This window comes from Niveispirillum irakense DSM 11586 (assembly GCF_000429645.1).
Classification (GTDB): domain Bacteria; phylum Pseudomonadota; class Alphaproteobacteria; order Azospirillales; family Azospirillaceae; genus Niveispirillum; species Niveispirillum irakense.
The window spans coordinates 1-18,651 of the sequence record NZ_AUCG01000016.1; the positions used below are offsets into that span (position 1 = coordinate 1).

Here is an 18,651-nt window from a genome sequence, read left to right on the forward strand (position 1 = left end):
TCGCCCCGATCTCCATCAGAAGACCGAAACCGGCACCCACAAAAGCAGGAGGATCTCGCCGTTGCAATCCCCATCCAGCGCATAACCGCCAAACTCAGAGACTGCGAAACCATCGCCCGGCAGCTTGTCGCCGCCGCGTCGGTGGAGCGCTTTCTAGCCAACCCCAACCAACCAGTCAACCAGTTTTTTTCATCCGTCCGCTTTTTTATTCAGCAGCAACCAAACCGCCAAACCAAAGCAAACCAAAACCCGGCCAACCATCCCACCAAGTCACCAACACCCAGACCCAAATCCAGATACCAGCAACCTAACAGGGGCAATAGTTAAATCCACTTGTCCGAAGGGACAAACCCTTCAAAGAACCTCGGCAATACTGAGAAATCCCAGAACCACCAATCCCAACAACTGCGAAACCAACAAGCACCGCCGTCGTGGGAGGCGCTGTATAGGCGCACACAAACAGAAGGGCAAGCGGTTTTTTGAAGGGTCCCTGCTTTTTCTACGCCAGCCCCAAAGCGCGCAGTTCCGCCAGCAGATGTTCGGGCAAGGCATCACCCCCGGTGCCAGACGCAAGGTCGGCAGGGGCATCTTCCGGCTTTAGATAGCGCCAGCCCTGGAACGGCCGCTTGGGCATGGAGACGGTTTCGATCAATTCGGGGGCCATCAGCATACGGCAATAGGATGTGCCATCGACATCCTGCACCTCATCAAAACCGATGAAGCGCTGACGACATTGGACGAAACCCTTCACCACCCAATAGATGCAGCCGCCATCCAGCAGTTCCGCCATGCGGGTTGGCGCACGCTTTGTATAGGTAGGCACGACAGACTGATCCTGCCAGCGGATCTGATGATCCTGGCGCCATTCCCGCATGGATTGGAGATTTTCGGCCCCGACGGCCAGACGCAGAAGATGAATGGTCATGAAGCAGACAGCCGCTTTCCAACAGGAACGGACCATGGAGGAGCGCAAACTCTCCCTGCCGGTCCGGTGATAGCGGCTGATATGGAATGCCGGTCAGGCCCCGGCAAGCGCGTTCATGGCACGGCACCGTCCCTCAAAGTCAGCCGAGATGAATTCCGGCTTCTTGAAGAGGCCGCGCAGCCACGCCGCCAGCATGCAAAGCTCTTCCAGCTTCAGCACCTCGTCCAGTGTGCCGGCGGGGAAGCGAACATCGAAGCTCTCGGCAATGATTTCCAGCACCTCCTCCACTTGTTCGATGGAGAGGCCACAATCGGTTTCCAGCACTGCGGTGCGTGTCAGGCTTTTCTCGTCGATACCATATTCATCGCGGATCAGCTTCACGATCCAACGGAACATGTGCATCCAGTTAGACACGCCCTCAATGGATCGACTCAAGATTCCGCTCCTTCGGGATCACGACCCGCTATGGGGCCAAGGGATTGGCAGCCGGGCTGCACCTTCGCATTATCGCCGAAAGGGGTTAATCTTTTTTTGCCACTCAAACGAATATCATCCTTCGTCGCGGGTCCCGGATTTATGGTCATCCGTCTCCCGGTAAAGCTGGATCAACTCATCCAGCGCCGAGGAGGGGACGCCGAATGATTCCAAGGCCCCCCGCGCCAGTGTCAGGCTGCTTTCAAATGTTTCGGGAATGACGCTGGTCACACCCATGGAGCGGAGATTGGCGGCATGTTCCCTGTCCCTCGCCCGGGCGAAGAGCGGCAATTTCGGCCAATGGTCCCGGAAAGCAGCGACGGTTCGGGCGGCGGCATGGGGATCATCCAGCGTTATGATCGCGGCCAGTGCCGTGTCCGCCCCCAATTGTTTCAAAAGCTCATGCCGGGCGGCATCTCCGAAATGGATGGACAGCCCCTCTTGCCGCTTTTCCTGGACGAGCGCCGGGTTGAGATCAATCGCCACCATAGGCACCTGCTGGCGCGCCATCAGCGCGGCAACAGTCTGGCCGACGCGGCCATACCCGGCAATGATGACCCGAGGCTCCGATCCCTGCCGCACCTCGGCAAGGGGGGCTGTCGCCGGGGTCAGCACGGCAATCAGACGGTCAGCCAGGAAAGGCAGGAAAGGCGTGATCGCAATGGAAAGACCGACCATGGCCACCACGGCCTGTGCGGTACGGCCATCCAGCAGGGTCATTGCCGTCGCCGTGGCGATGATAACGAAGGCGAATTCCCCCACCTCCCCCAGCAACAGACCGGACCGGATGGCCACAGGGCGCGAAGCGCCAAAAGCCAGCGCCAGCAGAGTTGCGATCACCGATTTCACGACGACCAGCACCACCGTGCCGGTCAGGATCAATTGCCACCGGTCGGCAATGGCGAGCGCATCAATCCCCAGGCCGACAGAGAGGAAAAACAGCCCCAGCAACAGCCCTTTGAAGGGCTGCATGTCCGTTTCCGCCTGATGGCGGAATTCCGTCCCAGCCAGGACCAGTCCAGCCAAGAAGGCCCCCAAGGCGGCGGACAGGCCCCCCTGACTGGTGGCCCAACCCGTGCCCAGCACGATCAGCAGCATCGTCGCCGTGAACAGTTCCGTAGACCGGGTACTGGCCACCAGCCGCAATATCGGCGCCAGAACCAGCCGCCCAACCACGAGGATGAGGAGTACGGCCAGAGCCGCCTTGGCCAGCGCCAGCCCCAGGGCCAGAGGGATGGACTGATCGGCCGGCCCCGAGAGGACCGAGGCATAGAGCAGCAGCGGCACCACAGCCAGATCCTGCAACAGCAGGACGGCGAAGGTGACGCGGCCCGTCGGGGATGCGACCTCCCCCCGTTCGATCAGCAATTGCACGACCACAGCGGTGGAGGACAGAGCCAACCCGCCCCCCAGCAGCACCGCCACCGGCCAAGTCAGCCCCAGAAAATGGGCCAAGCCCGCAATGACGGCGCCAGTCAGCAGAAACTGGGCAAGGCCGAGACCGAATACCCACCGGCGCAGAGCGCGCAAGCGGTCGATCGATAATTCCAGCCCGATCAGAAACAGCAGGAAGACAATACCCAGCTCAGCCAGAGCCTGAACCGGCTCAGCCTCCCGGATCAGGCCGACGCCGGTCGGCCCCAGCAGCAACCCCGCCGCCAGATAGCCCAAGACCGGACTGACGCGCAGGCGATGCAGCACCAGGATGCAGACCACGGCCACAACCAGGAACAGAAGTGCTTCTTCCAGAATCGATATTGCCTCAGTCGGTTCTCCAACCGCCGCCATTTCAACCCCGCCCATCACCGGCACCACCTTATTCTCTTGCCTACGGGAACATCCCTAGCAGTCGCGCGTTCATTTGTTGAGCGGAGAGCTTTAGCCACAGGCATGAAAAGCGGCTCCGCCCTCACGGCACAGGAGGAAGTCATGGACCAGAGCCAAAATCCCGTCCCCCCTTCCCATGGCACGCCATCCGAAGGGGCAACCCGTCTGGCAGAAAGCGAATGGCGCCACGCACGGCAGGAAAGCGAAAGCCAAGCCCGCCATCCCTCAAACCAGCAGCCCCATACCGGGGGAGACGTCCAGTCACTCCGCGGTATCGAATGGGAAAAGGCGCGCCCCAATGATCACGCGCTGCGCAAGGGACAGGTAGGCAGTCGACAACAGCAGACCGATTCCAAAGAATAAGCGAAAAACAATCTATACGGGCATTCCTGGACATTCTATCCTCGCTATCAGGGTGGATGGGGGATGGAATGTCCGGCGATTTTTTCCGCATCATCGATATCGGGCTGGGATTGATCCTGGTCTATCTGGCGCTCAGCGTCGTGGTCACCGCAATGACCGAAACGGTAGCGGGCTTCCTGAAGCTGCGCGCCGGCATGCTGGCCAAGGGGGTGCGATGGCTGTTGCAGGGCGCCGCCAGCGACATGGCAGCCCGGAATGCGCCAGCGGGGTCCCCCGACCATGTCGCGCAGCAGCTTATGGCGCATCCGATGATCAATGGCGCCACCAGCGGCCCCAGCCCGGCCAGTCATATTCCACCGCGCATCTTTGCCCTGACGCTGCTGGATGTACTGCATAAGGTGAATCAGGAGGCTGGCCGCCTGAGCAAGCCCCCCACCGACCCCAGCTTCACCTTTGCCGATGCGCAGCAGCTTGTGGCATCGCTGCCTGACAGCAAATTGAAAAACAGTTTGGCCCTGGTCCTGGCCGACGCCCAACGGCGGACAGTGGCGGCGGAAGACGCTATCGCGCAATGGTATGATGCGGGGATGCAGCGGGTCAGCAACTGGTACAAGAAGCGTATCCAGACCATCACACTGGTATTGGGTATTGTGGTCGCCGCCACCGTCAATGCCAACACGATCCATATCGCCGAGGTGCTGTGGCAGGACGACATCGCCCGCCATGTAACCCTGGATGCGGCCACAAAAATGGCCGTGGGTACGGAGCCCGGCGCCGGATGCAGCCCGGTAAAGGATCTGGGCGAGACGACCGCCATTGCCCAAGCCATCAGTTGCCGCACGGAAGCAGCGATGGAGGCCTTCACAGCCGTCGGCTCCCTGCCCATCGGCTGGTCACAGGATATTGACCAGATTGGCCAGCAGAAGGGCTGGATTACCCTGATCCTGGGCTGGCTGATCACCGGATTCGCCCTGCAGATGGGCGCGCCCTTCTGGTTCAACCTGTTGCAGAAACTGGTGAAGATGCGGGCGAGCTTTGCCGGTGATGGCACCACGCAGGGCGGCACGCAGCCGCCACCCCAGACCTATCCGCCGGCACCCATTGTTGCCGCGACTGCCCTTACCCCGGTGATGGCAGCCCCCAATGAGACCCCGCCCGAGGGCCCGTCCCCTGCCAGCCAGCCGACATAGGGTACGGGATTAATCGGTCGGGTTTTCGTCCGGTCCACGGCGCTGGCGCTTACGCCCGGTCAGCGCCGCCAGGATACCATGGAAGGTGCGAACCTCCTGTTCCGTCATCGCGCAGCGCTGGAACATGTTACGCACATTGCGGACCATGGAGGGCTTCTTGTCCGGATGGGTGTAGAAGCCGGTCTGGTCCAACTCCCCTTCCAGATGCTCGAATAGATTGTGCATCTCCGCCTTGGTCGCCGGGCGGCTGGCCCCGGTATGGAGATAACGCTCCTCCACATCCTGGCCGGCAATCCACCATTCATAGGCGACCAGCAGCACGGCCTGGCCCAGATTGAGGGAGGAGAAGCCGGGATTGAGCGGGATGGAGATCAAGGTATCGGTCAGGGTGATATCATCATTGACCAGCCCCGTCCGCTCCGGCCCGAACATCAGGCCGACGCGACGGCCGGCATCCCAATGGGCGCGCATCTCCGTCGCGGCTTCCCGCGCGGTCACCACCGGCTTCACAAGATCGCGCACGCGGGCAGCGGTGGAATAGACCTTGTGCAGGTCGGCAATCGCCGCTTCGGTACTGTCAAACAGTTTCACATTGTCCAGCACCAGCGTGGCGCCGGCGGAGGATGAGACCGCCTTTTCGTTCGGCCAGCCATCACGCGGGTTAACCAGACGCAGATCGGTCAGCCCGCAATTCAGCATGGCGCGGGCACAGGCGCCGATATTCTCACCCATCTGCGGCTGGATCAGGATGACGGCGGGGCCTTCGCCATCAGCCTGATTCTTGGACAAAAGCCGCTTGTTCGTTCCGCTGGACATCGCACCATCTATCTTGCCATCAGGGCCGCAAGCAGCGACCGCCCCGATCAGGCTGCCGCCTCCGGACTGTCGATAGCGGCACCGGACCGGTAGAGGCAATAGGTAATGCTGTCTGACAGGGCATTGAAGCTGGCATCGATGACATTGGCCGACACGCCGACCGTGGCCCAGCGGTTGCCCGCGCGGTCCGCCGTTTCGATCATCACGCGGGTCACGGCCTTGGTGCCGTCCTGCGCGTTCAGGATGCGCACCTTGTAATCAACCAGCCGCATCCCCTCCAACGCCGGGTAAATCGGGATCAGCGCCTTGCGCAGCGCCTGGTCCAGCGCGTTGACGGGGCCATTGCCTTCCGCCACCGTCATCATCGGCTGGTTACCGCCCGGCGTGGGCACTTCCAGCTTGGTCGTGGCTTCCGACAGGGTTTCCAGGTCACCATTGGCGCTCCAGCGCCGTTCATCCAGCACGCGGAAGGCGGCAAGGCGGAAATAATCCGGCACTTCCCCCAAGGCCCGCCGGGCCAGCAGTTCAAAGCTCGCCTCCGCCCCATCGAAGGCATAACCTTCAAATTCCCGTCGCTTGACCAGATCGACCAACTGGCCCACCCGGTCGTCGCGGGGGTCAACCTCCACCCCCACTTCCCGCAGCCGGGCCAGGATGTTGGAACGACCCGCCTGATCGGACACCAGCACATGGCGGCGATTGCCGACCAGGGCAGGATCGACATGCTCATAGGAACTGGGGTCTTTTTCCACCGCCGAGACATGCAGGCCGCCCTTATGGGCAAAAGCACTTTCCCCGACATAGGGGGCATGGCGGTTGGGCGTGCGGTTCAGCCGTTCATCCAGCATGCGGCTGATATGGACCAGCCGGGCGAGCCCTTCCCGGCTGACGCCGGTATCAAACCCCATCTTCACCGACAAGGTGGGGATGAGGGAGAGGAGGTTGGCATTGCCGCACCGTTCCCCGAGACCGTTCAGCGTACCCTGGATCAGCCGCGCGCCGGCCCGCACGGCGGCCAGCGAGTTGGATACGGCATTTTCCGTATCATTATGGGTGTGGATGCCGATATGGCTGCCGGGGATCAGCGTGGCGACATGGGCCACGATACGCTCCACCTCATCCGGCAGGGTGCCGCCATTGGTGTCGCACAGCACCACCCACCGTGCCCCCGCCTCATAGGCGGCCTTTACGCAAGACAGCGCGTAATCGGGATTGGCCTTGTACCCGTCGAAGAAATGTTCGGCATCGAACAGGGGTTCGCGCCCGCGCGCCTTGATCTCCCGGATACTGTCGGCGATCAGGGCCAGATTCTCCTCCCGCGGGATGGCCAGCGCCACATCGACATGGAAATCCCAGCTTTTACCGACGATGCACACCGCCTTGGCCGGGCTGTCCAGCAGGGCGGACAGGCCGGGATCGTTGGATGCGCTGCGGCCGGGCCGGCGCGTCATGCCAAAGGCAGTGAAAATGGCCCCGCGCAGACGCGGCGGTTCGGCGAAGAAGGCATCGTCGGTCGGGTTGGCGCCCGGCCACCCACCTTCAACATAATCAATGCCCAGCGCGTCCAGTTCCTGGGCGATGGCGATCTTGTCCGCCACCGTGAAATCCACGCCCGACGTCTGGGCGCCATCCCGCAGCGTAGTATCGTAAAGGTAGACGCGGTTCGTTTCGTTCATATTACAAGGCCAAACAGCAATGACGTTGCCGAACATGGCCTATCGGCGGCGCAGGATCAATGGCCATGCACGCATGGCATTGGTGGATGGGACGGATTGTCCTAGATAGGGGGCACCCCTTGAGCTTCAGCAGCGGGACGATGCCATGGCGTCGCCCCCAGGACGGGAACGAGCGTGACCAGCATATTGGAATGGCGGATCAGTGATCAGCCGGTCGAATATCCCGAAGCCATGAGCTTCATGGAACAGCGCGTGGCCGATATCCGCGCCGGCACCGCGCCGGAGACGGTGTGGCTGCTGGAACATCCGCCACTTTACACCGCCGGCACTTCCGCCAAAGCCGCCGACCTGCTGACACCGCAGTTCCCCGTCTATGATGCCGGGCGCGGCGGGCAATATACCTATCATGGGCCGGGCCAGCGGGTTGGCTATGTCATGCTGGATCTGACCGCACGCGGTGGCGACCTGCATGATTTCGTCTGGCGGCTGGAAGAATGGCTGATCCGCACGCTGGCCCAGTTCGCCGTGAAGGGGGAGCGGCGCTGTGGCCGGGTGGGTGTCTGGGTGGATATGGCCCCTTATGGCCGGCCAGGTCAGGAATCGAAGATCGGGGCACTGGGCGTGCGGGTGCGGCGCGGCGTCAGCTTCCATGGCGTCTCGCTGAATATTGAGCCGGACCTGACCCATTTTGGCGGCATCGTGCCCTGCGGCATCCGGGAATTTGGCGTCACCTCCCTGGCCGATCTGGGCCATATCGTCACCATGGATGAGGTGGATATGGCGATGCAGGCCGCCTTTACCGAGATTTTCAGCGCGGATGCACCGGGGCGGCAGGCGTGCGAAGCACCCACCTTGACGGAGCCGACGCATGGATAAGCGGCGGTCCATCACCGCCCTGGTGCTCTATGCGGTGGGCGGGGCGGCCATTCTGGTCGCCATGTTCATGCTGCTGGACCCGGGGCCTGACCGGTTTGGGCCGGCCCTGGTGGGGCTGCTGCTGGGGGTGATGCTGATCGGGCTGGGACGGGCCTGCGCCCACCTGTCCCGCATCCGGGATATTCTGGAAGGCCGGGGCTGAGTCCCCGATAATACTCACACCCGCTTGGTGACACCGGGCCGACCAGGGGCGCCTTCATAGGCGCGGGCGGCACTTTCCGGCTTTTTCAGGTTTTCCATCAGCTTCTGGGCAAACTGGCCGCCATCATTGCGCCCGCGCAGGAAGGCGGTGACGGCTTCGCGCGCCGCCTCCTTATCATAAGGCACCTGATCAGGCGGCAGGGTGCGGGCGGCTTCCGCGGTCTGGGCCGCCCGTTCGGCACGGGCCAGCACCGCCGGGTCGATCCGCTGGCGGATGGTGCGGATCTGGCGCAGCAGTTCGGTCTTGGCGTCGGCGCTCATGCGCAAGGCTCCGGTCGGGCGCTTTGGGTATCTGTTAAAGATGCGCCCGACCGGGGGCCGGTGCAAGCCCCCCTCACCCGATCGGGCCCGGTGGTGCCTTGGTTTTGCTTGCGTATCGGCGTTGATGATGGCCTGATCCCGAACGAATCCGTCCATTTCCATGACCACCGCCGCCCCAGCGCGGCTTGATTGAGGAAGCCCCCGTATGGACCCGATCAAGGACGAGGCGAATTGCCTGATTTCCACCGACCAGGGCGGCATGTCCCGCCGGGCTTTCGCCGTGACCAGCCTGGTGACCGGCTTCGCCCTGTCCACGCTGCCAGTATCAGCGGAGGCCATCACCACCCCCTCCGACGGGCTGGTGGCCGGTGAGGTGAAGATCAAGGTCCGTGACGGGGAGATGCCAGCATATCGCGCCAAGCCGGCGGGAAGCGGCCCCTTCCCCACCGTGCTGGTGGTGCAGGAGATCTTCGGCGTTCACGAATATATCAAGGATGTCTGCCGCCGGTTCGCCCGTGAAGGCTATCAGGCCATCGCGCCGGAACTGTTCGCCCGCCAAGGCAACCCAGCGACCGTCCCCGACATGGCAAACCTGATGAAGGATATTGTCGCCAAGGTGCCGGATGAACAGGTCATGGCCGACCTGGACGCCACGGTTGCCTGGGCCGCCACCGACGGCGGGGCGAAGGACAAGCTGGCCATTACCGGCTTCTGCTGGGGTGGGCGCATCACCTGGCTCTATACCGCGCACAGCCCGGCGGTGAAGGCGGGCGTGGCCTGGTATGGCCGTCTGGCATCCGCGCCGACCGACCTTCAGCCCATGGTCCCGGTCAATCTGGTGCAGAAGCTGAATGCGCCGGTGCTTGGCCTTTATGGGGAAAAGGATAACGGCATCCCCGTCGCGGATGTAGAGCGGATGCGCGCTGCCCTGAAGGCCGCCGGCAAGACCGATAGCGACATCCATCTTTATCCCGACGGGCCGCACGGCTTCCATGCCGATTACCGCCCCAGCTATCGCCCGGAAATGGCGGCTGATGGCTGGAAGCGCTGCCTGGAATGGTTCCGCACCCATGGGGTTGGCTGAGGGGTATCATGCCGCTGCAAGGGGCCATCGCCCTGATCCTTCTATGCCAGCTCGTCGGTGAGCTGGCGGCCCGGGCGGCGGGACTGCCGCTGCCCGGGCCGGTCCTGGGGGCCGTGCTGCTGTTCCTTTATATCAGTGCGCGCGGCGGGCCGGGGGAGGATTTGCGCCAGCTTTCCGATGGATTGCTGCGCCATCTGTCGCTGCTGTTCGTGCCCGCCGGCGTGGGGCTGACCGAACATCTGGACCGCATCGCCCAGGAATGGGTGGCCATCGGCACGGCGGTGATCCTGTCCACCATCCTGACCCTGGTGGCCAGCGGCTGGACCTTCACCCTGGTCCTGCGCTGGCAGGACGGAAGACGCCAGCGGCGGGGGATGGCATGAATCTCTGGGTCTATCTGGCCGCCAGCCCGCTTTTCTGGCTGCTGGCCACGGTGCTGGCCTTCACCATCGCGGTACAGGTGCATGAAAGGACGGGACGGCGCGCCTGGGTTAACCCGGTGGGTCTTGCCATCCTGCTGCTGATGGGGGTGCTGCTGGTCACCGGCACGCCCTATCCCACCTTCTTTGCCGGTGCCCAGTTCGTCCATTTCATGCTGGGGCCGGCCACCGTGGCGCTGGCCGTACCGCTCTGGGTTCACCGGCACGAGGTGCGGGCCACGGCCCTGCCCCTGCTGGCCGCTGTGCTGGTGGGGGCCCTCACCGCCCTGGTAAGTGCCGTTGGGCTGGCCTGGCTGCTGGGGGCCGACGCCGTCACCATCGCTTCCATGGCGCCGAAATCGGTCACGGCACCGGTGGCGATGGGCATTTCAGAAAAGATCGGGGGCGTGCCGTCCCTCACCGCCGCCATGGTGCTGGGCACCGGCGTGCTGGGGGCGGTGGTGGGGCCTGTCGTGCTGCGCCGGGTGGGCGTGCGCGACCCGCGCGCCATGGGTACCGCGATGGGAGCGGCTTCCCATGGGGTGGCGACGGCCGCCGCCTTCCAACTGGACCAGAAGGCCGGTACCTATGGCGGGCTGGCCATGGCCCTGTCCGCCCTGCTGACCTCGGCACTGATTTCCGCGGCGATCCTGTTCCTGCGGTAAAGATCAGGCCGGTTTGTGACAAAGGCAGATCCAGCCCGGCACGGGGCTGCCCCGGTCATGGCGGCTGGAATGGGGGCGCAGCACCTGGACCTGCAACCCCGCCGCCGCCGCGCTGGCGCGGATATGACCGCCGCCATGGGCAAAACGCCGACCTTCATGCAGCAGAAACCCATCAGGATCATCCGCCGCCTCGCAGGTGAAGGCGAACCAGCCGCCCGGCCGCAGCGCCAGGGACGCCGCCTGCATGACGGGGCCCAGGTCGCCCAGATAGACCAGCACATCGGCCGCCACCAGCAGATCGCACCCTTCGGGGCGGGTGGATAGGCCGGCCACAAATTCCCCCACCCACAAATCATCATAAAGACCGCGCGCCCGCGCCCGCTCCACCATGCGGGGGGAGAGGTCAAATCCGGCCAGCGTTGCCGCCAGATCACGCAGTACGACCCCAGCCAGCCCGGTGCCGCAGCCCGCATCCACCACATCCAGGCCGGGGCCAATCTTCTGCGCATCCAGCAGCGCCCGCAGGGCCGATGGCGCGTCGTAGCGCAGCTTGCCCACCAGTTCGCGGTCGAACCGGTCGGCATAGGTGTCAAACAGGGCCCGTACGAAGGCCGGTGGCAAGGTCTGGCTATCGGCACCGGCGCTCAAACCTTCCAGCAGCGCGCCGGCCCCCGTGCGATCATCCGGATCACTGTCCAGCGCCAGCAGCAGGGATTTTTCGGCCTTTTTCGGCTCGCCCAGCGCGATCCAGGCGCGAGCCTGGGCGACGGCGGCTGGCGCCAGATCAGGATCGGCAGGGTGAGCCTTGCGCAGCGCCGTCTCCAGCGCTTCCACCGCCATCAGCGGTTCATCGGCACGGACCAGGACATCGGCGATGGCTGCCAGCAGGCCCAGGTCACGCGGTGCCAGAAACAGCACCTCCCGCGCATGGTCCAGCGCCTGCGTCCGGTCACCGGCTTCCAGCGTCAGGAAGGCCATGTGGCGGTGGCCGGTCGCGTCATCGGGGCGCAAGGCCAGCAGCGTTTCGCAGGCGGCACGCGCCGCCTCCCGGTCAGCCAGTTGCATCAGCGCATTGACATGGCCGCGCCGCCAGGACCGCCGGTCGGGATCGGCCAGCAGCGCCTGGGCATAATGGCTGGCGGCGGCCAGGGCATCCCCGCGTTCCGCCATCAGGTCCGCCAGCAGGCCGGATGCCTCGCCCCGCAGAACCGGATCCATATCCGGGTCGCCAAGTCCGCCATACAAAACTGCCAGCGCCGCGTCGCCGTCCCCCTGATCCAGCAGTTCCAGGGCGCGGGCGAGAAAGTCGGACATGGGGGCCGTCGTTGGCAGGATGGGTTGAATGGCGCCGGCTATATCATGCCGTCTCAACGGCCAGCAGGGGCGCCAACGCCAGGGCAGCCCGTGAGAAAACGCGGTTACGGCCAAATAATGTGTCTTTGTCGCACCAGCGGCCACGATTCCTTGTTGACCCAATGCGTCGGTTCTGTGATTGATATGCGGCCTGCGCATGGTGCAGGTAATTCGCTTTAGGGAGCGGTCACCGCATTTCGTAACGGTGGCCTGATTGTTTCGTCCGCGCACAAGCGGACATCACAGCGGAACCTGCAAAGGTTGACGCGACCAAGGACCGGGGACGGGGAATGAAAGACATGACGATGCGCCAAGACCGCGTTGCCTTTCGCCCTAAATCCGAGTCCCGCTTCCTGCGTCTTTCCGGTCTTGCCTTCCTGCTCAGCCTGATCGCGGTCCCGGCCCATGCCGGTTGCACCGACCATATCCTGGCGGCAGAGAAGGAAAACAATATCCCCAGCGGTATGCTGCTCGCCGTCTCCCTGGTGGAAAGCGGTGGTGGCGGTTCACCCAACCCCTACATCATGAATGTCCGGGGCCGTGCTGTTGTTCCCCAGAGCGAGGCGGAAGCCGCCCGTTATCTGCGCGACAATAAGGGCAACCTGCGCGGTTCTGTCTATGCCGGCTGCATGCAGCTCTCACTGACCCATCACAAGCAGGCCTTCCGCCCGGTTGAGAAGATCGTCAACCCGGAAGAGAATGTGCGCTACGCCGCCCGCTATCTGGTGCAGCTCCGCCGCGAGGTGGGTAGCTGGGCCGGCGCCGTGGTTCGCTATAATGGCGCCTCCGGCCAGAAGGCTGCCGCCTATCAGTGCAAGGTCCGCCAGCAACTGGTGAGCCTGGGTGCCGATAGCAGCGCCGCCCTGATCGGCACGCCCGGTTGCGACTCTGTTGATATGCCCAACGTCGCGCCGCGTACCCGCCGCGCTTTTGAAAAGCACGAGAATACGCCGGTCGGCTGATATCAGCCTCTGACACGGACAAATGCAAAGGGCGGGAAATCATCTTCCCGCCCTTTCTGATTCTGTAACTTTCCGACGATTTTATCGGACGATTTCAGCCACCTGGTCGGGCCGGACACCACCGGCGCGCAGGTTCTGCGCATGCTCCAGCCGGAGCGCCTGCAGCTCGTAGCTGGCTTTGCTCAAACGGGCCGCAAACAAAGCCTGCTCGGACTGCGTCATGCTCTTCCGGTTCTCCCGCACCGTCTCATAAAGACAGGCTTGATAATCGTTCACGGCGTCAGCGTAACGATCAACAGCCTGCTTCGCGGCGTCAGCGGCAAGACCAGCAAGGGAAGGCGCCACCGGCTGGGAGGCGCAGGCCTCAACCAGTCGGTTATTTAACAGGGCGGCGGGGCTGGACGCCTGCACCGGCAAAGCCAACAGCGTGCCCGCAATGGCGAGCATGAGAAGCGGCTTGGTCATCATGGGAGTTCTCGTCAAATCCTGGGGGTCAACGCGGCCCCTGTCTGACGGGACAATGCAATGAAGCCGCTCTTTTGCCTGTGATCGGCCCCACAGGTCATCCTATCGGTTCTGCACAACAGGCGCGCGCTGGACGCAGCGGGTGAATGTGCCCACTACAACAACCGTCCCTGGCGCTGGTCCGGCGGGGCCAGCAGTTCCGGCACCGCTTCCGTCAGCATGTCGCTGGCCGCCTCATCCAGCAGCGCATCCAGGGCGCTGCCATAAACCTGCTCCCGCCCGATCTCCAGCAGCACCGGCACGGCCAGGGGGGAAATACGATCCAGTCGTCGATGCTGGATGCGGCCCTTCACCCGGCCCAGCATGTCGGACAGACGGCGCACATCGGTCAGGCCCGCCGCCGCATCGGCACGGGTGGCGCGCAGCAGCACATGGCCCGGTTCGTGTTTGCGTAGAACATCATAAATCAGGTCGGCACTGAAAGTGACCTGCCGCCCCGTCTTCTCCAGCCCTGGATGGCGCCGTTCGATCAAGCCGGCAATGATGGCAACGTTGCGGAACAGCCGTTTCAGCATGGAGGATTCCTCCATCCAGGCTTCCAGATCGTCACCCATCATGTCCTGATCGAACAGGAAATCCAAGTCGATGGCCGGCTTCAGCGCCCAGACGGCCAGCACATAATCCGTCGCCACAAAGCCCAGCGGCTGCAGCCCCGCCCGCTCCATCCGCCGTGTCAGCAACATGCCCAACGTCTGGTGGGCGTTGCGCCCTTCAAAGCAATAGGCGACCAGGAACTCCTTGCCAGCCCGCGGAAACGTCTCCACCAGCAGGCCCGACCGGTCCGGCAGGGTGGAGCGATATTGCTGCAGCCGCAGCCATTCCTGCACCGTATCCGGCAGCCGGTCCCAGTGGCGCGGGTTTTCCAGCAGCCCGCGCACCCTTTCGGCCAGATGGGTGGAAAGCGGCAGCCGTCCGCCGGCATAGGCGGGGACTTTCGGTGTCCCTTCCCCGCCCTTGGCGACAATCACCTCTGTCTCCCGCAGGCCGACAAATTTCAACAACTGGCCGGCAAAAACGAAACTGTCCCCCGGCACCAGCCCATTGACGAAATATTCCTCCACCCGGCCCAGCACCGCGCCCCGGTTCAGCCGGACATTCAGCATGATCTCTTCCACGATGGTGCCGACATTCAGGCGATATTGCCGCGTCACCTGCGGGTTGGCGGCGCGCCACAGCCCGTCACCATCCTGCGTCAGCCGCTTGAAGCGATCATAGGCGCCCAGCGCGTAACCGCCGCTGGCGACGAAATCGAATACATCGTCAAATTCATCGCGTGACAGGTCGGCATAGGGCGATGCCCGCACCACCTCCCCATAGAGCGCATCGGCGCTGAAGGGGGCTGAACAGGCGGTGCCGGTGATGTGCTGGGCCAGCACATCCAGCGCACCCGGTCGCATCGGGTCGCCATCCAGGGTGCCGTCGGCAATGGCCTCCACCGCCGCTTCGCATTCCAGCACCTCAAACCGGTTACCGGGCACCAGCAGCGCCTTGGAGGGTTCATCCAGCCGATGGTTGGCGCGGCCGATACGTTGCAGCAGGCGCGAAACGCCCTTAGGTGCCCCCACCTGCACCACCAGATCAATCCCGGCCCAGTCGATCCCCAGATCCAGGGAGGAGGTGGCGACCACGGCACGCAGCTTGCCCGCGGCCATGGCCGCTTCCACCTTGCGGCGCTGTTCCACCGCCAGACTGCCATGGTGCAGGGCGATGGGCAGGTTCTCACTGTTCAGCCGCCAGAGTTCCTGAAAGGCCAGTTCAGCCTGGGCGCGGGTATTGACGAAGACCAGCGTGGTGCCATGGCCACGGATGCGCTGATACACTTCCGGCAGCGCATGCAGCGCCATATGGCCGGCCCAGGGCAGATATTCCTTGGTCGCCAATATCTCCACCGTGGGCCGCGCGCCGGCCCGGCCCAGCACGGTGCGCACGGGCGCCAACTCCCCCTCATCATCATGCAGCCGGCCGGTGGGGGAGAGATAGGCCACCAGCGCATCCGGATCGGCCACGGTGGCTGACAGTCCCGCGCGCAAGGCACCGGGCGCCAGACCGGACAGCCGCGCCAGGCCCAGCGCCAGCAGGTCGCCCCGCTTGCTGCCAGCCAGCGCATGCAGTTCATCAATCACGATCCGGCGCAGCGGGCGGAAAATATCCGCCGCTTCGGGGTAGGAGAGCATCAGGGCCAGGCTCTCCACCGTCGTCATCAGGATATGCGGTGGTTTGGACCGCTGGCGGGCGCGCTTGGCCTCCGGCGTGTCGCCGGTGCGGGTCTCTGCCCGGATGGGGAGGCGCAGGCTGGCAATCGGCGTTTCCAGATTGCGCTGGATATCCACCGCCAGCGCCTTCAGTGGCGAGATATAGAGCGTGTGCAGCCCCTCACGCGGGCGTTCCGACAGGTCGATCAGGGTCGGCAGAAAGCCTGCCAGCGTCTTGCCCGCCCCGGTGGGTGCGATCAACAGCGCATGCTGCCCCTCCGCCGCCGCCCGCGCCATCGCCAACTGATGGTCGCGCGGTGCCCATCCCTGGGACCGGAACCAGCCGGCAATGGCGGGGGGGATCAAATGATCAGCAGGCTCAAGCGCATCCATGGGTACATCTTGGCGATACGGAGGGCGAACAGGAAGGGGGATTGCCGCTTGGCATAGCCGAGAGCAAACTAACCAGACTTAATCCGGCAGGGAGGTGACCATGCGTGTTGTGACTATCCACGAAGCGAAAACCAACCTTTCCCGCCTGATTGAAGAAGCAGCGAGTGGAGAAGGATTCATCATCGCCAAGGCTGGCAAGCCTCTTGTTAAAGTGGTGCCGGTTACCGCGACGGAAAAGCCTCCGCGGCGGCTGGGGACTTTGGCGGGACGATACCTGATCCCGGACGATTTCGATGACATGGGCAGCCAAGAAGAAATCGACACCATGTTCAATGGCGGGTGACGAAGGGACCAGCGTAAATGTGCTTTCTGACGATAGACTTACCGGGCTAGCCCCTTGCCAAGCGTGAACCGCGCGCCAGCTTTTATGGGGCACTCAACCCGAAAGCGGCTGCCCATGTTGAAACGCCTTATCCTTCTCGCCCTTCCCCTGCTGGCCTTGACCGGCTGCAACAAGGTGCCAGACGATGCGCCGCCCACGGTCGCCAGCGTGGATATCCAGCGTTATCAGGGTAAGTGGTTTGAGATCGCCTCGTTCCCCGCTTCCTTCCAGGAAGGCTGCACCGCGACCACGGCGGAATATAGCCTGCGCGATGATGGCAAGGTGAATGTCGTCAATAGCTGCCATATCGGGTCGCCCAGCGGCAAAGAGAAGGTGGCCGAAGCCACCGCCCGGCTGGACCCGGATCAGCCGAACGGCTCCCGCCTGCTGGTCAGCTTCTTTCCGTTGATTGAGGGCAATTACTGGATATTGGCGCTGGATCCTGATTATCGCTGGAGCCTCGTCGGCTCCCCGGACCGGAAATATCTCTGGATTCTGTCCCGTACCCCAACACTGGAGGCGGCGACCTATGCCGATATCGTCGCCCGCGCCCAGGCGCTGGGCTTTGATACAGCCAAGCTGCAAAAGACAGTGCAGCCGGGCTGATCACTGCCCCGCTGGGATCACATCCGCGACCAGCGGGTAATGGTCGGAAATGACCTGCCCGTTGATGCTGTCCGTCAGGGTGGCGAACCGCGCCACCCCCAGGTCGGCATCCACGAAAATATGGTCCAGCGCCGGCCCTGTCTGATGGATGTCGAAATCATTGAAGGTGCCTTCCGGCCCGAACAGGACCGGGCTGATGGTCCGGGCATCGCGCAGCCCCGACCCTTGCGCCAACAGGCGATAGGCACCGCCCGACAGGCCGCTATTAAGGTCACCCAGCACAATGATGTGGGCACCCACCGCAGCCGGGATGGATGCCACCTGCCGGGCGCAATCAATGCGCGCCCGGTCACTGACATTATCGAAATGGACGTTGCGCACATCATAAAGCGCGCCGTCGTCCCTATCCTTCAGCACAAGCCTTGTGATGATTCGCGGTTCCCCCGCCCCTTCTGCCTTGCTGGGCCGGTCAGGGGTGGGGGAACACCATTGGGTTTCAGCGCTCACCGGTTCAAACCGGGACCGGCTGTAGAAGATGGCCGTGCTTTCGCCCTGAACCCCATCATTACGGCCCTTGCCATAATGACCGTAGAGCGGCAACCCCCTGGTCAGATCGGCCAGCATATGCGGCAAGGCTTCCTGCACGCCCAGAATATCCGGGGCGGTAAAGCGGATTTGCGCCAGCAGCGTCCCCTGGCGATCACCCCAGTTGGGCCGGTCATCGGGATTGTCGTAGCGGATATTATAGCTCATGACCCGCACCGGGGTGGCAGCCAGGACGGCCATCGGCGCCAGCGACACCACCAAGGCCGTGGCCATGCCAATCAAACAGCGTTTCATAACCAAACCAAGCCATTACGGGGAGATGGGCTTGGTGGCTAAGGGCCAGGGATCAGGAGTGTCTATCCTGTCATCAAAAATTAATTCCCAAGCGCTGCCCGGATTTGGGCCGCGAAGGCGGCATCGTCCCCGTCGGCATAATCCGCCGCATGGCCGCTGCCCCAGACCGGACCGGGCCATGCCGGATCGTCCCGCCGCCGTGCGATAACATGGATGTGAAGCTGCGGCACCAGATTGCCCAGCGCGCCGGTATTGATCTTGTCCGGTCGGCACAGATGTTCCAGTACCTGCGCCGCGGCCGCCGTCTCCCGCGCCAGTTGCTGCTGGTCGGCATCATTCAGCCGGTGAATCTCCACCGCTCCGGCCCGGCGCGGCACCAGGATCAGCCAAGGGAAAAGCCGGTTGCGCATCAAGAGCACTCGGCACAGCGCCAGATCGGTGACCGGAACCGTATCGGCCGCCAGCCGTTCATGCAGCGAGAAAGACGACATCCGCAGAAACTCTCATTCTTCCGGTCACAAAATCCGAGGGATACTGTACCAGCGGCGCACCAATGCGCTA

The 18,651-nt window shown here is 63.6% G+C and carries 21 protein-coding genes; 10 read left to right on the forward strand and 11 right to left on the reverse strand.

What is annotated here, in order from left to right:
- Positions 1 to 327 (forward strand): hypothetical protein (locus tag G473_RS30840; protein ID WP_210163221.1); only part of this gene is annotated, 327 nt, incomplete at its 5' end.
- A gap of 172 nt (positions 328 to 499) precedes the next feature.
- Here the strand turns inward: G473_RS30840 and G473_RS0103420 are convergent.
- The 3 genes from G473_RS0103420 to G473_RS0103430 all read right to left on the reverse strand — a co-directional run bounded on the left by G473_RS0103420 (position 500) and on the right by G473_RS0103430 (position 3,202).
- Positions 500 to 925: a DUF1489 family protein gene (locus G473_RS0103420; protein ID WP_029011946.1), complete on the reverse strand. Its 426-nt coding sequence runs from the start codon at positions 923 to 925 to the stop codon at positions 500 to 502.
- Positions 926 to 1,018: 93 nt separating this feature from the next.
- Entirely contained in the window at positions 1,019 to 1,360 is a 342-nt protein-coding gene (locus G473_RS0103425; protein WP_029011947.1) for a hypothetical protein, read from the reverse strand.
- A gap of 114 nt (positions 1,361 to 1,474) precedes the next feature.
- On the reverse strand, positions 1,475 to 3,202 hold the full coding sequence (locus tag G473_RS0103430) for a monovalent cation:proton antiporter-2 (CPA2) family protein (RefSeq protein WP_051329843.1): 1,728 nt from the start codon (positions 3,200 to 3,202) through the stop codon (positions 1,475 to 1,477).
- A 455-nt stretch (positions 3,203 to 3,657) separates the two neighbouring features.
- On the opposite strand from G473_RS0103430, the gene G473_RS0103440 reads away from it, so the two are divergent.
- The gene (locus tag G473_RS0103440) at positions 3,658 to 4,779 is read left to right on the forward strand and encodes a hypothetical protein (RefSeq protein ID WP_029011950.1); all 1,122 of its coding nucleotides are present in this window, start codon (positions 3,658 to 3,660) and stop codon (positions 4,777 to 4,779) included.
- Between the two features lie 9 nt (positions 4,780 to 4,788).
- On the opposite strand, the gene G473_RS0103445 is transcribed toward G473_RS0103440, so the two are convergent.
- Both G473_RS0103445 and cimA read right to left on the reverse strand, forming a co-directional pair.
- Positions 4,789 to 5,595 (reverse strand): RNA methyltransferase, encoded by an 807-nt coding sequence (locus tag G473_RS0103445; protein ID WP_035705305.1) that lies wholly within the window; start codon positions 5,593 to 5,595, stop codon positions 4,789 to 4,791.
- A gap of 47 nt (positions 5,596 to 5,642) precedes the next feature.
- Positions 5,643 to 7,271, reverse strand: coding sequence for a citramalate synthase (gene cimA / locus G473_RS0103450; RefSeq protein WP_029011952.1), 1,629 nt, complete (start codon positions 7,269 to 7,271; stop codon positions 5,643 to 5,645).
- A 186-nt stretch (positions 7,272 to 7,457) separates the two neighbouring features.
- On the opposite strand from cimA, the gene lipB reads away from it, so the two are divergent.
- Complete coding sequence (gene lipB, locus G473_RS24895; RefSeq protein ID WP_210163233.1) at positions 7,458 to 8,147, forward strand: lipoyl(octanoyl) transferase LipB; 690 nt, start codon at positions 7,458 to 7,460, stop codon at positions 8,145 to 8,147.
- Positions 8,140 to 8,349 (forward strand): hypothetical protein, encoded by a 210-nt coding sequence (locus G473_RS0103460; RefSeq protein ID WP_029011953.1) that lies wholly within the window; start codon positions 8,140 to 8,142, stop codon positions 8,347 to 8,349. Before lipB ends, G473_RS0103460 begins: the two co-directional genes overlap by 8 nt.
- Positions 8,350 to 8,363: 14 nt before the next feature.
- On the opposite strand, the gene G473_RS0103465 is transcribed toward G473_RS0103460, so the two are convergent.
- Positions 8,364 to 8,669 carry a hypothetical protein gene (locus tag G473_RS0103465; protein ID WP_029011954.1) on the reverse strand — a complete coding sequence of 102 codons (306 nt, stop codon included), beginning with the start codon at positions 8,667 to 8,669 and terminating at the stop codon, positions 8,364 to 8,366.
- 205 nt (positions 8,670 to 8,874) lie between these two features.
- Here G473_RS0103465 and G473_RS0103470 point away from each other — a divergent pair, with 205 nt between their 5' ends.
- From G473_RS0103470 to G473_RS0103480, 3 genes are read left to right on the forward strand one after another with little or no spacing between them, the layout of a single operon-like run.
- Positions 8,875 to 9,753, forward strand: coding sequence for a dienelactone hydrolase family protein (locus G473_RS0103470; protein ID WP_084437608.1), 879 nt, complete (start codon positions 8,875 to 8,877; stop codon positions 9,751 to 9,753).
- 8 nt (positions 9,754 to 9,761) lie between these two features.
- Positions 9,762 to 10,136 (forward strand): CidA/LrgA family protein, encoded by a 375-nt coding sequence (locus G473_RS0103475; protein WP_029011956.1) that lies wholly within the window; start codon positions 9,762 to 9,764, stop codon positions 10,134 to 10,136.
- On the forward strand, positions 10,133 to 10,837 hold the full coding sequence (locus G473_RS0103480) for an LrgB family protein (protein ID WP_029011957.1): 705 nt from the start codon (positions 10,133 to 10,135) through the stop codon (positions 10,835 to 10,837). The genes G473_RS0103475 and G473_RS0103480 overlap by 4 nt, the downstream gene beginning before the upstream one ends.
- Before the next feature lie 3 nt (positions 10,838 to 10,840).
- Here G473_RS0103480 and G473_RS28945 read toward each other — a convergent pair whose 3' ends face one another.
- On the reverse strand, positions 10,841 to 12,151 hold the full coding sequence (locus tag G473_RS28945; protein ID WP_051329844.1) for a methyltransferase domain-containing protein: 1,311 nt from the start codon (positions 12,149 to 12,151) through the stop codon (positions 10,841 to 10,843).
- 338 nt (positions 12,152 to 12,489) lie between these two features.
- On the opposite strand from G473_RS28945, the gene G473_RS0103490 reads away from it, so the two are divergent.
- On the forward strand, positions 12,490 to 13,152 hold the full coding sequence (locus G473_RS0103490) for a transglycosylase SLT domain-containing protein (protein WP_035705311.1): 663 nt from the start codon (positions 12,490 to 12,492) through the stop codon (positions 13,150 to 13,152).
- Between the two features lie 81 nt (positions 13,153 to 13,233).
- On the opposite strand, the gene G473_RS0103495 is transcribed toward G473_RS0103490, so the two are convergent.
- On the reverse strand, positions 13,234 to 13,620 hold the full coding sequence (locus G473_RS0103495; RefSeq protein WP_029011959.1) for a hypothetical protein: 387 nt from the start codon (positions 13,618 to 13,620) through the stop codon (positions 13,234 to 13,236).
- A gap of 152 nt (positions 13,621 to 13,772) precedes the next feature.
- On the reverse strand, positions 13,773 to 16,262 hold the full coding sequence (locus G473_RS0103500; RefSeq protein ID WP_029011960.1) for a ligase-associated DNA damage response DEXH box helicase: 2,490 nt from the start codon (positions 16,260 to 16,262) through the stop codon (positions 13,773 to 13,775).
- Positions 16,263 to 16,362: 100 nt separating this feature from the next.
- Between G473_RS0103500 and G473_RS0103505 the strand changes: the two genes are divergently transcribed.
- Both G473_RS0103505 and G473_RS0103510 read left to right on the forward strand, forming a co-directional pair.
- A complete protein-coding gene (locus G473_RS0103505) occupies positions 16,363 to 16,605 on the forward strand; it encodes a type II toxin-antitoxin system Phd/YefM family antitoxin (RefSeq protein ID WP_029011961.1) in 243 nt (80 codons plus the stop codon).
- Positions 16,606 to 16,719: 114 nt separating this feature from the next.
- Positions 16,720 to 17,250, forward strand: coding sequence for a lipocalin family protein (locus G473_RS0103510; protein ID WP_035705313.1), 531 nt, complete (start codon positions 16,720 to 16,722; stop codon positions 17,248 to 17,250).
- Here the strand turns inward: G473_RS0103510 and G473_RS24905 are convergent, their stop codons facing one another.
- A complete protein-coding gene (locus G473_RS24905) occupies positions 17,251 to 18,090 on the reverse strand; it encodes an endonuclease/exonuclease/phosphatase family protein (protein WP_035705316.1) in 840 nt (279 codons plus the stop codon).
- Between the two features lie 80 nt (positions 18,091 to 18,170).
- Positions 18,171 to 18,581: an HIT domain-containing protein gene (locus G473_RS0103520; protein ID WP_029011963.1), complete on the reverse strand. Its 411-nt coding sequence runs from the start codon at positions 18,579 to 18,581 to the stop codon at positions 18,171 to 18,173.
- Positions 18,582 to 18,651 lie beyond the last annotated feature (70 nt).

Excerpts from the sequence above, each read along its gene's own strand:
- G473_RS0103520 (WP_029011963.1), bottom strand. The coding sequence starts at position 18,581 with ATGTCGTCTTTCTCGCTGCATGAACGGCTGGCGGCCGATACGGTTCCG.
- G473_RS0103440 (WP_029011950.1), top strand. The coding sequence starts at position 3,658 with ATGTCCGGCGATTTTTTCCGCATCATCGATATCGGGCTGGGATTGATC.
- G473_RS0103480 (WP_029011957.1), top strand. The coding sequence starts at position 10,133 with ATGAATCTCTGGGTCTATCTGGCCGCCAGCCCGCTTTTCTGGCTGCTG.
- G473_RS0103430 (WP_051329843.1), bottom strand. The coding sequence starts at position 3,202 with ATGGGCGGGGTTGAAATGGCGGCGGTTGGAGAACCGACTGAGGCAATA.
- cimA (WP_029011952.1), bottom strand. The coding sequence starts at position 7,271 with ATGAACGAAACGAACCGCGTCTACCTTTACGATACTACGCTGCGGGAT.
- G473_RS0103465 (WP_029011954.1), bottom strand. The coding sequence starts at position 8,669 with ATGAGCGCCGACGCCAAGACCGAACTGCTGCGCCAGATCCGCACCATC.
- G473_RS0103505 (WP_029011961.1), top strand. The coding sequence starts at position 16,363 with ATGCGTGTTGTGACTATCCACGAAGCGAAAACCAACCTTTCCCGCCTG.
- G473_RS0103420 (WP_029011946.1), bottom strand. The coding sequence starts at position 925 with ATGACCATTCATCTTCTGCGTCTGGCCGTCGGGGCCGAAAATCTCCAA.
- G473_RS0103510 (WP_035705313.1), top strand. The coding sequence starts at position 16,720 with ATGTTGAAACGCCTTATCCTTCTCGCCCTTCCCCTGCTGGCCTTGACC.
- G473_RS0103500 (WP_029011960.1), bottom strand. The coding sequence starts at position 16,262 with ATGGATGCGCTTGAGCCTGCTGATCATTTGATCCCCCCCGCCATTGCC.
- G473_RS0103460 (WP_029011953.1), top strand. The coding sequence starts at position 8,140 with ATGGATAAGCGGCGGTCCATCACCGCCCTGGTGCTCTATGCGGTGGGC.
- G473_RS0103475 (WP_029011956.1), top strand. The coding sequence starts at position 9,762 with ATGCCGCTGCAAGGGGCCATCGCCCTGATCCTTCTATGCCAGCTCGTC.
- G473_RS0103470 (WP_084437608.1), top strand. The coding sequence starts at position 8,875 with ATGGACCCGATCAAGGACGAGGCGAATTGCCTGATTTCCACCGACCAG.
- G473_RS0103490 (WP_035705311.1), top strand. The coding sequence starts at position 12,490 with ATGACGATGCGCCAAGACCGCGTTGCCTTTCGCCCTAAATCCGAGTCC.
- G473_RS0103495 (WP_029011959.1), bottom strand. The coding sequence starts at position 13,620 with ATGATGACCAAGCCGCTTCTCATGCTCGCCATTGCGGGCACGCTGTTG.
- G473_RS28945 (WP_051329844.1), bottom strand. The coding sequence starts at position 12,151 with ATGTCCGACTTTCTCGCCCGCGCCCTGGAACTGCTGGATCAGGGGGAC.
- G473_RS0103445 (WP_035705305.1), bottom strand. The coding sequence starts at position 5,595 with ATGTCCAGCGGAACGAACAAGCGGCTTTTGTCCAAGAATCAGGCTGAT.
- G473_RS24905 (WP_035705316.1), bottom strand. The coding sequence starts at position 18,090 with ATGAAACGCTGTTTGATTGGCATGGCCACGGCCTTGGTGGTGTCGCTG.